This window comes from Enterobacter cloacae complex sp. I2 (assembly GCF_014896205.1).
Lineage (GTDB): Bacteria > Pseudomonadota > Gammaproteobacteria > Enterobacterales > Enterobacteriaceae > Enterobacter > Enterobacter quasihormaechei.
On the sequence record NZ_JADBRA010000014.1, the window covers coordinates 106,826 to 119,674 of the forward strand.

Annotated in this window: 11 protein-coding genes and 5 tRNA genes; 3 read left to right on the forward strand and 13 right to left on the reverse strand. The window is 56.0% G+C overall.

The window, feature by feature from the left end; genetic code table 11:
• Nucleotides 1-22 precede the first annotated feature (22 nt).
• The 7 genes from hflX to nnr form a co-directional block, all read right to left on the reverse strand.
• Nucleotides 23-1,303 (reverse strand): ribosome rescue GTPase HflX, encoded by a 1,281-nt coding sequence (gene hflX / locus IM300_RS13780; protein WP_003855991.1) that lies wholly within the window; start codon nt 1,301-1,303, stop codon nt 23-25.
• 74 nt (nt 1,304-1,377) lie between these two features.
• Nucleotides 1,378-1,689, reverse strand: a complete 312-nt coding sequence (hfq, locus tag IM300_RS13785) for an RNA chaperone Hfq (RefSeq protein ID WP_006810391.1) — start codon at nt 1,687-1,689, stop codon at nt 1,378-1,380.
• Nucleotides 1,690-1,774: 85 nt separating this feature from the next.
• Complete coding sequence (miaA, locus tag IM300_RS13790; RefSeq protein ID WP_063450932.1) at nt 1,775-2,725, reverse strand: tRNA (adenosine(37)-N6)-dimethylallyltransferase MiaA; 951 nt, start codon at nt 2,723-2,725, stop codon at nt 1,775-1,777.
• Nucleotides 2,718-4,562 carry a DNA mismatch repair endonuclease MutL gene (mutL, locus tag IM300_RS13795; protein ID WP_107534507.1) on the reverse strand — a complete coding sequence of 615 codons (1,845 nt, stop codon included), beginning with the start codon at nt 4,560-4,562 and terminating at the stop codon, nt 2,718-2,720. Before mutL ends, miaA begins: the two co-directional genes overlap by 8 nt.
• 9 nt (nt 4,563-4,571) lie before the next feature.
• Nucleotides 4,572-5,912: an N-acetylmuramoyl-L-alanine amidase AmiB gene (gene amiB, locus IM300_RS13800; RefSeq protein ID WP_193036983.1), complete on the reverse strand. Its 1,341-nt coding sequence runs from the start codon at nt 5,910-5,912 to the stop codon at nt 4,572-4,574.
• A gap of 16 nt (nt 5,913-5,928) precedes the next feature.
• Nucleotides 5,929-6,390: a tRNA (adenosine(37)-N6)-threonylcarbamoyltransferase complex ATPase subunit type 1 TsaE gene (gene tsaE / locus IM300_RS13805; RefSeq protein WP_063450935.1), complete on the reverse strand. Its 462-nt coding sequence runs from the start codon at nt 6,388-6,390 to the stop codon at nt 5,929-5,931.
• Complete coding sequence (nnr, locus tag IM300_RS13810) at nt 6,383-7,906, reverse strand: bifunctional ADP-dependent NAD(P)H-hydrate dehydratase/NAD(P)H-hydrate epimerase (protein ID WP_193036985.1); 1,524 nt, start codon at nt 7,904-7,906, stop codon at nt 6,383-6,385. Before nnr ends, tsaE begins: the two co-directional genes overlap by 8 nt.
• On the opposite strand from nnr, the gene queG reads away from it, so the two are divergent.
• Nucleotides 7,905-9,044, forward strand: coding sequence for a tRNA epoxyqueuosine(34) reductase QueG (gene queG / locus IM300_RS13815; RefSeq protein ID WP_193036987.1), 1,140 nt, complete (start codon nt 7,905-7,907; stop codon nt 9,042-9,044). The genes nnr and queG overlap by 2 nt on opposite strands.
• 270 nt (nt 9,045-9,314) lie before the next feature.
• Here the strand turns inward: queG and IM300_RS13820 are convergent.
• From IM300_RS13820 to orn, 6 genes are all read right to left on the reverse strand, one after another.
• Nucleotides 9,315-9,390: transfer RNA gene (locus tag IM300_RS13820), tRNA-Gly, on the reverse strand.
• A 44-nt stretch (nt 9,391-9,434) separates the two neighbouring features.
• Nucleotides 9,435-9,510: transfer RNA gene (locus IM300_RS13825), tRNA-Gly, on the reverse strand.
• Between the two features lie 45 nt (nt 9,511-9,555).
• A tRNA-Gly gene (locus IM300_RS13830) sits at nt 9,556-9,631 on the reverse strand.
• Between the two features lie 45 nt (nt 9,632-9,676).
• A tRNA-Gly gene (locus IM300_RS13835) sits at nt 9,677-9,752 on the reverse strand.
• Between the two features lie 45 nt (nt 9,753-9,797).
• Nucleotides 9,798-9,873 (reverse strand) — tRNA-Gly (locus IM300_RS13840).
• A 196-nt stretch (nt 9,874-10,069) separates the two neighbouring features.
• Complete coding sequence (gene orn / locus IM300_RS13845) at nt 10,070-10,615, reverse strand: oligoribonuclease (protein WP_193036989.1); 546 nt, start codon at nt 10,613-10,615, stop codon at nt 10,070-10,072.
• 107 nt (nt 10,616-10,722) lie between these two features.
• Between orn and rsgA the strand changes: the two genes are divergently transcribed.
• Both rsgA and asd read left to right on the forward strand, forming a co-directional pair.
• The gene (gene rsgA, locus IM300_RS13850) at nt 10,723-11,775 is read left to right on the forward strand and encodes a small ribosomal subunit biogenesis GTPase RsgA (RefSeq protein WP_181574919.1); all 1,053 of its coding nucleotides are present in this window, start codon (nt 10,723-10,725) and stop codon (nt 11,773-11,775) included.
• A 97-nt stretch (nt 11,776-11,872) separates the two neighbouring features.
• Nucleotides 11,873-12,841, forward strand: a complete 969-nt coding sequence (asd, locus tag IM300_RS13855) for an archaetidylserine decarboxylase (RefSeq protein WP_063450940.1) — start codon at nt 11,873-11,875, stop codon at nt 12,839-12,841.
• Nucleotides 12,842-12,849 lie beyond the last annotated feature (8 nt).

A 12,849-nucleotide genomic window follows, 5' to 3' on the forward strand; every position in this document is an offset into this window, starting at 1 on the left:
TTTTCAGGCTTCCCCTTTCTGATCAGACGATATAGTCCGCCAGCGCAGGTTCTTGTTTACAGAGGCGACGCCAGTCAACGATCGGCATACGCACCTGCATCCCCACGCTGCCGTCATCCTCCATCCACTCTTTTTCTATCGCCTGAAGCTGATAAAACCGGCTGCGCAGCCTGCCTTCCTGTGGCGGCAGTCGCAGCGTGTGCTGAGCTACCTCACCGGAAAGACGTTCTGTCAAAGCCTGGAAAAGCAGTGGCACACCAATCCCGGCCTGAGCAGACAGCCAGACCCGAATCGGTTTGTTCTCTTCATCTCGGTCGATACGCGGCTCGAAATCGTCCAGCATATCGATCTTGTTCATCACCAACAGGGTGGGAATTTCGTGGGCGTCGATCTCTTCGAGCACCACGTTCACCGCGTCGATGTTCTCCTGCACGCGTACGTCAGCCGCATCAATCACGTGCAGCAGCAGGGTCGCCTGACGCGTCTCCTGCAACGTCGCTTTAAACGCCGCAACCAGATCGTGCGGCAGATGGCGGATAAACCCGACGGTATCCGCCAGCACCGTTTCACCGACGTCTGCAACGTCAATACGGCGCAGCGTTGGGTCCAGGGTCGCAAACAGCTGGTCTGCGGCATACACCTGGGCCTCGGTTATCTGGTTAAACAGGGTGGATTTACCGGCGTTGGTATAGCCCACCAGCGACACCGTTGGAATGTCGGCTTTGGTTCGCGCCCGACGCCCCTGCTCGCGCTGTTTCTCTACACGTTCCAGACGTGAAAGGATCTGGGTAATACGCCCACGCAGTAAACGGCGGTCGGTTTCGAGCTGGGTTTCACCCGGGCCGCGCAAACCAATCCCGCCTTTTTGTCTTTCAAGGTGTGTCCAGCCACGCACCAGACGCGTCGCCAGATGGCGCAACTGCGCCAGTTCAACCTGCAACTTACCCTCGTGGGTACGCGCACGCTGAGCAAAAATATCTAAGATCAACCCCGTGCGATCGATAACACGGCATTCGCAGAGAGCTTCCAGGTTACGTTCCTGAGCCGGAGACAGCGCATGATCAAACAGCACAACAGATGCGCCGGTTGCTTTTACGGCATCCGCAATTTCTACTGCTTTACCTTCACCAACAAAATACTTCGGGTGCGGCGCTTTACGGCTACCGGTAATCACCTGCATTGCTTCGACACCGGCGGAAGAGACCAGAGATTCAAACTCCTGGAGGTCTTCCATATCTTTGTCTTGCGAAAAATAGATGTGTACCAGCACCGCCTGCTCACCGGCGTCATAACGGTCAAACAAGCGTAAACCTCTCTAAAAAGATCAGCGGGGAACGCAGGATCCCTGGCTCCCCGTGTGGAAAACAGCCCAAAACCTTATTCGGTTTCTTCGCTGTCCTGCGCAGGAGCAGATGAACCCTGCGCGTTGCTGCCATGATGGTAGTTACTGCCAGTGCCGCCGCCAGCGTTATTGCTGTGATGAGATACCGGACGGGACGGAACAACAGTAGAAATCGCGTGCTTGTAGACCATCTGGCTGACCGTGTTTTTCAACAGGATCACGAACTGATCGAAAGACTCAATCTGACCTTGCAGCTTAATACCATTCACCAAATAAATAGAAACTGGAACACGTTCCCGACGCAATGCGTTCAGGAACGGATCTTGTAAAGATTGCCCCTTAGCCATTCTATCTTTTCCTTATATGCTTGTTTTGTACTTAGAACCTTGCGATTCTGAAAAATTGCGCACGATACGGCTTAATTGTACACATTCAGTCAGCGATATCACCAATAACCTCAATCACTTCGTTTAACGCCTGTTGTGGTTTTTCACTGTCTAACCAGTGAACGCCCTCCCAACCGCGCAACCAGGTGATCTGGCGCTTCGCTAACTGTCTCGTGGCGCAAACACCTCGATAAACCATTTCATCGTATGAAATCTCGCCTTCAAGATAAGACCACATCTGGCGGTATCCCACACAACGAATGGAAGGCATGTCCGTATGCAAATCTCCACGGGCAAAAAGCGCCCGCACTTCTGCTTCAAAATCTGAAGCCAACATCTGATGAAAACGCTGCTCAATTCGTTGATGGAGCAGTTCACGGCTCGCCGGGGCGATGGCGAACTGATGCACCTGATACGGCAGAGCGTCTCCTGACGTTTGCGTCAGTTCCGTTAAAGTTTTACCCGAAATGAAAAAAACTTCCAGTGCCCGGGAAAGCCTTTGCGGATCGTTTGGGTGGATCCGCGCTGCGGCAACCGGGTCAATCTCTTCCAGTTGCTTGTGCAAAACGTCCCACCCCTGCTCAGCCGCCTGCTGCTCAATCTTCGCTCTTACTTCCGGATCGGCCGATGGCAGAGGTGATAACCCCTCCAGCAGCGCCTTGAAGTAGAGCATCGTGCCGCCCACCAGCAGCGGTATGCGTCCCGCAGCGGTAATCTCGGCCATCTCGGCCAGGGCGTCGCGGCGAAAATCTGCTGCGGAATACGCCTGTGCCGGGTCGAGAATATCCAGTAAACGGTGCGGCGCCGCACGCAGTTCGTCTGCGTTGGGCTTCGCCGTGCCGATGTCCATCCCTCGGTAAATGAGGGCTGAATCAACGCTAATCAACTCTACTGGCAAAACTTTACGTAACTCAATGGCTAACGCCGTTTTGCCGGAGGCCGTTGGCCCCATCAAAAAAATCGCCTTTGGCAGGCTCGCCTTACTTACGTCAGTCATGTTTCAGGGCGGTCATCGCCGTTTGTAAATCAACAGGTTGTAACAAACCACCCGGCGGCGCTTTTACCAGCTGCGGGCAGAGGCGTTCTACCTCCGCCAGCACGGTAATCGCCTGCGCCATACTCCACGGTGAATGTTCGCTGGCCAAATGGCGGGCGATCCACTGCGCGGTGTCGGCGGCATCAAACGTCGTTTGCTGCGCCAGGTAGCCTATCAGTTCAGGAATCAAGTTTTGTAAATTTTGTTGGCGTAAGGGTAAAGGCACTGCGCGAATTGTCACATGCTGCGCGTCCAGTACGATTTCTATCCCCATTTCAGCCAGCTGAGACTGTACGCGCCGCAAAACCCCTGTTTCTTCAGGGGATACTTTCAGGCGCACGGGGATCAGCAGCGGCTGCGCGCAGGCGGCATTGACCCCCGGGGTTAGCTGCGCCTGTTTGAGCCAGCGCTCCGCCACGGAAAGCGCCAGCAGCAGCAGTTTGCCCTCGCGTTCAAGCAGCGCCATGTCGGGAGCAACAATGGTCAGAACCCGACCAAAACTCTGGCTATGTCCATCCAGCGAAGGCGTTGAAACTGTAATGTGCTCTTTATGCTCAACGGACGGGGTATCCAGCAGCTTACGGTACAGCGCCCCCTGCTGTTTTTGATAGCCCGGCTGGGCGTTGGGATAGTTAGCGCCGGTCGGTCGCGGCGCGTTGCCCGTCGAGGCTAAACGCGGCGCAGCCGGCTCGCGCGCTACCGCCGGTTCGGCAAAATGGTTACGTCCCGCCGCCACGCGGTTTTCCGGCAACGGACGCGGCGCGGGCGCTTCTTCTGCCAGCGGCAACGCCGGCTCGCCCCGCTGCTGCAATACCGCAGCAACGCCCTGATAGATAAAATCGTGCACCAGGCGCGACTGGTGGAAGCGCACCTCATGCTTGGCGGGGTGTACGTTCACGTCGACCTGATGCGGGTCGATCTCCAGATAAAGCACAAAGGCGGGCTGCTGATCGGCGCCAAGCTTGTCTTCGCAGGCCTGGCGAATGGCGTGGTTAATCAGGCGGTCGCGCATCATGCGGCCGTTGACGTAGCAATACTGGATCTCAGCAAAGGCGGCGCTGCTGGCGTTCGGATCGGCAACCCAACCGCGAAGAGCCAGATCGCCATGCTGCCACTCAATGGCCAGCGCTTTTTCCAGGAACGGTGCGCCGCAGATAGCGCCCAGCCGACGCTCCTTTTGCCCGCCTTCCGCCACCGCGCGATACTGGCGCATCACCTTGCCGTTATGGCTAAGGTTGATGGTGACATCAAAGCGCGCCAGCGCAATGCGGCGGATGATCTCGTCGATATGTCCGAATTCGGTCTTCTCGGTTCGCATAAACTTGCGGCGAGCGGGCGTGTTATAGAAGAGATCCAGCACTTCCAGCGTGGTGCCGACCGGGTGCGCCGCAGGTTTAACCGTGACGTCCATATCGCGCCCTTCGGCGTAGGCCTGCCAGGCTTCCTGCTGGTCAGCCGTGCGGGAGGTCAACGTTAAGCGGGAAACGGAGCTGATACTGGCCAGCGCTTCGCCGCGAAAACCCAGGCTGATAATCGCTTCCAGATCGTCAAGGGAAGCAATTTTGCTGGTAGCATGACGTGCCAGCGCCAGCGCCAGCTCGTCCTTTTTGATGCCACAGCCGTTATCACGAATGCGGATGAGCTTAGCGCCCCCGCGTTCAATATCGATATCAATGCGGGTCGCCCCGGCATCAAGGCTGTTTTCCACCAGCTCTTTCACCACCGATGCAGGGCGTTCCACCACCTCACCGGCGGCGATTTGGTTCGCGAGCTGCGGCGGTAGAACCTGAATCGGCATGAACTCTCCTTAATTAGTCGCGGTCATCTCACCCGGCAGCGCGGCGCTCGCCGTCTGGGCTGCCCCGCCCTGCGGCGCAGACTGAAGCGGATGCGCGTCAAAGTATTTACGCAGACCGTTGTAAATCGCTTCGGCAATTTGCTGCTGATAGCTGTCGCTGCCCAGTAAACGCTCTTCACCGTGATTACTGATAAAGCCCGTCTCGACCAGGATCGACGGAATATCCGGGGAGCGCAGCACGCCGAGGCTTGCATGTTCCGGACGACGCTTATGCAGCGATCCGACGCTTTGCAGCTGGTTCAGTACGTTAGTGGCGACATCATACCCGACGCGCTGAGAATGACCGAACTGTAAATCCAGTACCGCCTGGCTGAGATACGGATCGGCCTGGCTGTTTGCCAGCACATCGCCCGCCCCGCCTAACAGTTCTGACTGCTTCTCGTGCTCTTCAAGCCAGTTCGCCATTTCACTGTTGGCGCGGCGGTTGGACAGCACCCAGACCGACGCGCCGGTGGCGTTACGGTTCGGCGCAGCATCCGCATGAATCGAGACCAGGAAGTTGGCGTTTTGCTTACGCGCCACATCCGAGCGTCCCATCACCGAAATAAAGTAATCTCCATCGCGGGTCATCACCCCTTTAAACATCGGATCGTCATTCAGAAGCGCACGCAGCTTACGGGCAATGGCGATGGTGACATTTTTCTCCCGCGTACCGCCCGGGCCAATCGCGCCAGGATCTTGCCCGCCGTGTCCGGCATCGATGGCGATAATCACCTTATCGCCACTCGCCGGCGTACGCCGCGCGCTAACCGCCGGACGCGTCACCGTGTTGCTGCTGGTCACCGCGGTAAGACGATCATTCTGTGATTTGAAAGGATTACGGGCCGGCTCAGACGGCCTTGGGGTATAAACCGGCGCTTCCACGCGTTTTGCCACAACGGGTGCAGGCGGAGGCGGCGGCGGAACGTCAGCATTAATGGTAAAGACCACCGTATAATTCGCGCCGTTTTGCTGCTTAACCGCCTTCGTTTTGCCTTTTTCGGTGAGATCGACCACAAGCCGCAGAGACTGCGCATCTTTCGGCGTCCCCGAACGGATGCTTTTCACCAGGTTGTTGCCGCTAAACTGGAGCGGCAGCCCCTGGATCACCCCGGACTGTTTAATATCGAGCGCCACGCTGCGGCTGTCGATTTGTGAGAAAGCATATTCAGGATCGCCCATAAAGCTGAACGTAATGCGGGCCTGGCTATCGCCGTTCGACACCTGAATATCCGAGAGGCTGGCCGCCCCGGCCTGCGCGCACAGCAGGACCGTGGCAGCTAACACCCAACCTTTAACGCGATTAATCATCCCGTTATCCCTACGCTCAACCGGCTAAACGCGCCAGTAAGGAACAGCCTGATGAGGAAACCGCACTGATGCGCGCCTCACGCCCTTGTGCCTGGTAATCTAAGTGAATTTCGACATCCGGGTCAGGCAGCACACCCGCACCTTGTTGCGGCCACTCCACCAGGCAAATGGCGTCGTTGGCAAAATAATCGCGGATCCCCATAAATTCCAGCTCCTCCGGGTCCGCAAGACGATATAAATCAAAGTGGTACACCATGATATTTTCAAGCGTGTACGGTTCTACCAGCGTATAGGTCGGGCTTTTTACGTTCCCGTTATGGCCTAACGCCTGCAAAAAGCCACGGCTGAAGGTTGTTTTACCCGCGCCTAAATCTCCATACAGATAAATGACGGTCGCCCCCTGACAGGCCTGCGCCACGCGCGTGCCGAGATCTAAAGTAGCTTGTTCATCAGGTAAAGGAATCGCTCGATTAGTCATTTTCTACGTCAATCACATCCGGGTTAACAACACGCCGCAGCGTGCAAAAAAGATCGGTGGCCAGCATACCGCGCGTTCCATAACGAGCAGCCAGGCCGTCAGCCGCCGCACCATGGGCCACGCAGCCGGCACAGGCTGCATCATAAAGGGGAAGTTTCTGTCCGAGCAATGCGCCAATGATGCCGGAGAGCACATCGCCCATGCCGCCGCTCGCCATGCCTGCATTACCGGCATCAATAATGCCCATGGCATCATCGCTGGCGATAACGGTCCCCGCCCCTTTCAAAACGGCAACACCTCCGTAACGTTTTACCAGACGTTGGGCAGAAAGTAAGCGATCGCTTTCAATTTCTGCCACGCTACAGTTAAGCAGCCGTGCGGCTTCGCCGGGGTGCGGCGTCAGAATGCGATTGTGACGCTTATCCGGATTTATTGCCAGAAGGTTAAGCGCGTCGGCATCCCATAACATCGGTTTACGAAAATTCTCGGCCTTTTGCAGGGCCTGTTTACCCCAGCTCTGTTGCCCAAGCCCCGGACCAATCACCACCACGTCCGCCCACTCCAGGCCCTCTTCAATCGCCTGCGGGGTAAGCTCGTGGACCATCAGCTCCGGCCGCGCAGTAATAATGGGGGGAATGTTTTCGCTGCGGGTCAGCACGCGCACTAATCCGGCGCCGCTGCGCAACGCGGCCTCTCCTGTCATACGAATCGCACCCGCCGTGCCATGATCGCCACCAATAATCAGCAGTCGGCCATGGTCACCCTTATGGGAGGTGGGACGACGCGGCGGTAGCCACTGTGCAAGCTGAGACGCATCAAAGCGGGTGATGCGGGTATCCTGTCCCGCCAGCCAGTTTTCAAGCCCCAGGGCGTTGTGGTGTAACGTGCCCACGACATCCCGCGCTTTCCCGGTAAGCAGCCCCGGCTTAAGGGCAATAAAGGTCACGGTGTGCGCAGCCTCAATCGATACGCCCGGCGTCGCGCCGGTTTGCGCCATCAGGCCGGAGGGAATATCCAGCGCCACCACCGGTGCGGGATGCGCGTTGGCGCGCGTAATCAGCGCGGCGACGTCATCGCGAGGCGCGCGCATCAGTCCTGTCCCCAGCAGACCATCAACAATCACGTCTACGTCATCGGGCCAGACGATATCAGGCGCATGGATAACGCCTCCCGCATTCAGCCAGGCTTCTCTCGCCATGCCAGCTTCTTCCGGTAGCGGCTTGTCGCTCTCCAGCGCCAGCAGGGTGACGCGCAGCCCCGCCGCTACGGCAAGGCGCGCCACCACGTTGCCGTCGCCACCGTTATTGCCATGACCGCACAGTATCAGGTAGTGCGAGGCATCCGGATAAGCCGTGCGCGCCACGTTAAATGCCGCCTCGCCTGCACGCTGCATCAGTTCGTAAAGGGTAATGCCCAGGCTGTCTGCGGCCTCTTTTTCGGCCCGCCGAAGGTCATCCGCATGCCAGATGGAGTGTGGTATACTTGCGGGGTTTTTCTTCACAGTATGGTCCGTCATGTCACAGCCCCTCGATCTCAATGAATTAGCGCAAAAAATAAAACAGTGGGGTGCTGAACTGGGCTTCCAGAAGGTCGGTATTACTGACACCGATCTCTCTGCCAGCGAGCCTAAGCTACAGGCATGGCTGGATAAACAATACCACGGCGAGATGGAGTGGATGGCGCGTCACGGTATGATGCGTGCCCGCCCCCACGAGCTGTTGCCGGGTACGTTGCGCGTCATTAGCGTACGCATGAACTATCTGCCCGCTAACGCGGCCTTTGCGCGCACGCTAAAAAATCCCTCACTGGGTTACGTCAGCCGGTACGCTCTGGGACGTGATTACCATAAACTTCTGCGCAACCGTCTAAAAAAGCTCGGGGAAACCATCCAGCAGCACTGTGTTTCGCTGAATTTTAGACCCTTTGTTGATTCTGCGCCTATTCTTGAGCGTCCTATAGCTGAAAAAGCAGGGCTTGGCTGGACAGGTAAGCACTCACTTATCTTAAGCCGCGACGCGGGGTCATTCTTTTTCCTGGGTGAGCTGCTGATTGATTTACCCCTGCCGGTAGACGGTCCGGTGGAAGAAGGCTGTGGCCGCTGCGTGGCCTGTATGACCATCTGCCCTACGGGCGCGATTGTTGAACCCTATACCGTTGATGCGCGCCGCTGTATCTCTTACCTCACTATCGAGCTGGAAGGCGCCATTCCAGAGGAATTTCGCCCGCTTATCGGCAACCGCATCTACGGCTGCGATGACTGCCAGCTGATTTGTCCGTGGAACCGCTATTCACAGCTGACGGACGAAGAAGACTTCAGCCCGCGTAAAGCGCTGAATGCGCCACAGCTTATTGAACTGTTCGCCTGGACCGAAGCCTGGTTCCTGAAGGTAACGGAAGGGTCCGCCATACGTCGTATCGGCCACCTGCGCTGGCTGCGTAATGTGGCCGTTGCGCTGGGTAATGCCCCGTGGGATAAAGCCAATCTTCAGGCGCTCGAAAGCCGCAGAGGTGAGCACCCACTTCTTGATGAGCACATAGAATGGGCGATTGCGCAGCAAATTGAGAAGCGAAATGCCGGCGTGGTTGAAGTCCAGTTACCGCAGAAACAGCGTCTGGTCAGGGTGATTGAAAAAGGGCTTACGCGGGATGCGTGATATATTCACAGCCTGTGAATAAAAATAAAAAGTTAGGCGCCATAAGGCTTAGCAAACAGGTCAAGTGATCTCAATAACATTTTGAAATCAAAATTTCTTCATACAATACAGTCAATTACGAAGATATTATTCACCCTGCTAACATTTTGTACAGGCTGGTTTGATCGTGGTTTCTGTGGATAACTCTGTTTACAAGAGTATTTCAGATACAACAGAAAACGTCCCCAACGAAGCATTTCGCTGTGGATAGTTTGAATATGAAGAAGAATTTGGAGCGGGAAACGAGACTCGAACTCGCGACCCCGACCTTGGCAAGGTCGTGCTCTACCAACTGAGCTATTCCCGCTTGGGTGTTCTGGTGCTGGCGTATCTTGCGATACTTTCAAATTTTGGAGCGGGAAACGAGACTCGAACTCGCGACCCCGACCTTGGCAAGGTCGTGCTCTACCAACTGAGCTATTCCCGCTTGGGTGTTCTGGTGCTGGCGTATCTTGCGATACTATTCAAATTTTGGAGCGGGAAACGAGACTCGAACTCGCGACCCCGACCTTGGCAAGGTCGTGCTCTACCAACTGAGCTATTCCCGCTTGGGTGTTCTGGTGCTGTGCGTATCTTGCGATACTTTCAAATTTTGGAGCGGGAAACGAGACTCGAACTCGCGACCCCGACCTTGGCAAGGTCGTGCTCTACCAACTGAGCTATTCCCGCTTGGGTGTTCTGGTGCTGGCGTATCTTGCGATACTATTCAAATTTTGGAGCGGGAAACGAGACTCGAACTCGCGACCCCGACCTTGGCAAGGTCGTGCTCTACCAACTGAGCTATTCCCGCAAATCTGTACTGCTTTTGTTGCTGTCGTAACGTGTAATTCTCTGTCGTTACGGGAGGCGCATTATACGAGAAATCCGTTTAGCTGCAACCCCCCTCAAAGCGATTTTTTTGAAATTCAGTTCAAGTGCTTATTAAATCGGCAAGCTGAACAATTTAACGACAAAATACAGACCGCGCAACGCGCCGGATCGCAAAATCAGAGCTTAATAAAGTTTTCGCGATAGTACGCCAGCTCCGCAACAGACTCGCGGATGTCATCCATCGCCTGGTGCGTCCCCTGCTTTGTGAAGCCGTCGAGAATTTCCGGTTTCCAGCGACGGGCCAGCTCTTTCAGGGTGCTTACATCCAGATAGCGGTAGTGGAAGTAGGACTCCAGCTCCGGCATGTACTTAAACAGGAAACGACGATCCTGACCAATGCTGTTGCCACAGATAGGCGATTTTCCTGCCGGCACCCACTGCTTCAGAAACTCAAGCGTCGCCAGCTCCGCTTCGCGGTCGCCCAGGATGCTGGCCTTCACGCGTTCCACCAGCCCGCTGCCGGTATGGGTACGCACGTTCCACTCATCCATCAGCGCAAGCTGATCGTCGGACTGGTGCACGGCAATCGTTGGGCCTTCCGCCAGAATATTGAGGTTGGCATCGGTGACCAGTGTGGCGATCTCAATAATGCGATCGCGCTCGGGATCCAGGCCGGTCATCTCCAGATCGATCCAAATCAGGTTGTTTTCGTCCGCGCTCATGTTATTTTCCACCCTTCTCGCTTAACCGGCAGTAGCAGGTTAACTAGTATTAATTAGAGTGTATCATAGAGGTTTTGCCCGCTATGGGCGACCAGGAGCCAGCGCGATTGAGTAAAAATAAACTCTCCAAAGGGCAGCAGCGCCGCGTGAATGCAAATCACCAGCGCCGTCTTAAAACCACTACGGAGAAGCCCGATTACGACGACAACCTGTTTGGCGAAGCGACAGAAGGCGTTGTGATCAGCCGCTTCGGCATGCACGCCGATGTCGAATCCGCCGACGGGGATATCCACCGTTGCAATATCCGTCGCACCATCCGTTCACTGGTGACCGGGGACCGCGTGGTCTGGCGTCCGGGCAAGGAGGCGGCGGAAGGGGTAACGGTTAAAGGTATCGTTGAAGCCGTGCATGAACGCACGTCGGTCCTTACCCGTCCTGATTTCTATGACGGCGTGAAGCCGATTGCCGCCAACATTAACCAGATCGTGATCGTTTCGGCGATTTTACCCGAACTTTCTCTCAATATTATCGACCGTTATCTGGTGGCCTGCGAAACGCTACAGGTTGAGCCGCTCATCGTGCTGAATAAAATCGATCTGCTGGATGAGGAGGCCATGGCCTTTGTGAATGAGCAGATGGATATCTACCGCAACATTGGCTATCGCGTTTTGATGGTTTCCAGCCGCACCAAAGACGGCCTGAAGCCGCTGGAAGATGCGCTGACCGACCGCATCAGCATCTTTGCTGGGCAGTCCGGCGTGGGTAAATCGAGCCTGCTTAACAATCTGCTCGGCCTTCAGCAGGAGATCCTGACCAACGATGTGTCGGACGTCTCCGGGCTGGGCCAGCACACCACCACCGCCTCACGTCTCTATCACTTCCCGCACGGCGGCGATGTGATTGACTCCCCGGGCGTGCGTGAATTTGGTCTTTGGCATCTCGAGCCGGAACAAATCTTTAACGGATTTGTCGAATTCCATGACTATTTAGGCGCTTGCAAATACCGCGACTGTAAACATGACAACGATCCGGGCTGTGCCATCCGTGAAGCGGTGGAGAACGGTGAAATTGCGGAAACCCGTTTCGAAAATTATCACCGCATTCTCGAAAGCATGGATCAGGTAAAAACGCGTAAAAACTTTTCTGATTCTGATAACTGACAACTAAGCTAAGCGTCGCTAAAATCGTCCCCTTTTTTCAGGTTCCGGCAGCGCGCTGCCGGATCAGGAACGACAAAACAATGGCCTGGAGGCTACCTTGTTAAACTCATTTAAACTTTCGCTTCAATACATTCTGCCTAAACTGTGGCTCACTCGCCTGGCGGGCTGGGGCGCGAGCAAACGAGCAGGCTGGCTGACCAAACTGGTCATCGACCTGTTCGTGAAATACTACAAGGTCGACATGAAAGAAGCGCAGAAGCCGGATACGGCAAGCTACCGCACCTTCAACGAATTTTTTGTGCGTCCGCTGCGCGACGAAGTGCGTCCGCTGAATACCGACCCGAACGTGCTGGTGATGCCTGCTGACGGCGTGATCAGCCAGCTCGGTAAAATTGAAGACGACAAAATTTTGCAGGCGAAAGGCCATAACTACAGCCTGGAAGCGCTGCTGGCCGGTAACTACCTGATGGCGGATCTGTTCCGCAACGGTACGTTCGCCACCACCTATCTCTCCCCGCGCGACTATCACCGCGTTCATATGCCGTGTAACGGTATCCTGCGCGAGATGATCTACGTGCCGGGCGATCTGTTCTCCGTAAACCACCTGACGGCGCAAAACGTCCCGAATCTGTTTGCCCGCAACGAGCGCGTCATCTGCCTGTTTGATACTGAATTTGGCCCAATGGCGCAGATTCTGGTGGGTGCGACCATCGTAGGCAGCATCGAAACCGTCTGGGCGGGCACCATTACGCCGCCGCGCGAAGGCGTGATCAAGCGCTGGACCTGGCCTGCCGGCGAAGAAGAAGGTTCTGTGGCCCTGCTGAAAGGTCAGGAGATGGGCCGCTTCAAGCTGGGCTCAACGGTAATCAACCTGTTCGCACCGGGCAAAGTTAACCTGGTCGAGGAGCTGAAAAGCCTGTCCGTGACCAAACTTGGCCAGCCTCTGGCCGTATCGACTGAAATCTTTGCAACGCCAGACGTTGCGCCAGCCCCATTGCCGGAAGAAGAGATTAAGGCCGAGCACGACGCCAGCCCGCTGGTTGACGACAAAAAAGACGAAGGCTAACAACAGAA

What these genes read in the sequence shown, in the direction of transcription:
- mutL (WP_107534507.1), bottom strand. Translation starts at nt 4,562, where the DNA reads ATGCCGATTCAGGTTCTACCGCCGCAGCTCGCGAACCAAATCGCCGCC.
- queG (WP_193036987.1), top strand. Translation starts at nt 7,905, where the DNA reads ATGTCACAGCCCCTCGATCTCAATGAATTAGCGCAAAAAATAAAACAG.
- hfq (WP_006810391.1), bottom strand. Translation starts at nt 1,689, where the DNA reads ATGGCTAAGGGGCAATCTTTACAAGATCCGTTCCTGAACGCATTGCGT.
- amiB (WP_193036983.1), bottom strand. Translation starts at nt 5,912, where the DNA reads ATGATTAATCGCGTTAAAGGTTGGGTGTTAGCTGCCACGGTCCTGCTG.
- tsaE (WP_063450935.1), bottom strand. Translation starts at nt 6,390, where the DNA reads ATGACTAATCGAGCGATTCCTTTACCTGATGAACAAGCTACTTTAGAT.
- orn (WP_193036989.1), bottom strand. Translation starts at nt 10,615, where the DNA reads ATGAGCGCGGACGAAAACAACCTGATTTGGATCGATCTGGAGATGACC.
- nnr (WP_193036985.1), bottom strand. Translation starts at nt 7,906, where the DNA reads ATGACGGACCATACTGTGAAGAAAAACCCCGCAAGTATACCACACTCC.
- miaA (WP_063450932.1), bottom strand. Translation starts at nt 2,725, where the DNA reads ATGACTGACGTAAGTAAGGCGAGCCTGCCAAAGGCGATTTTTTTGATG.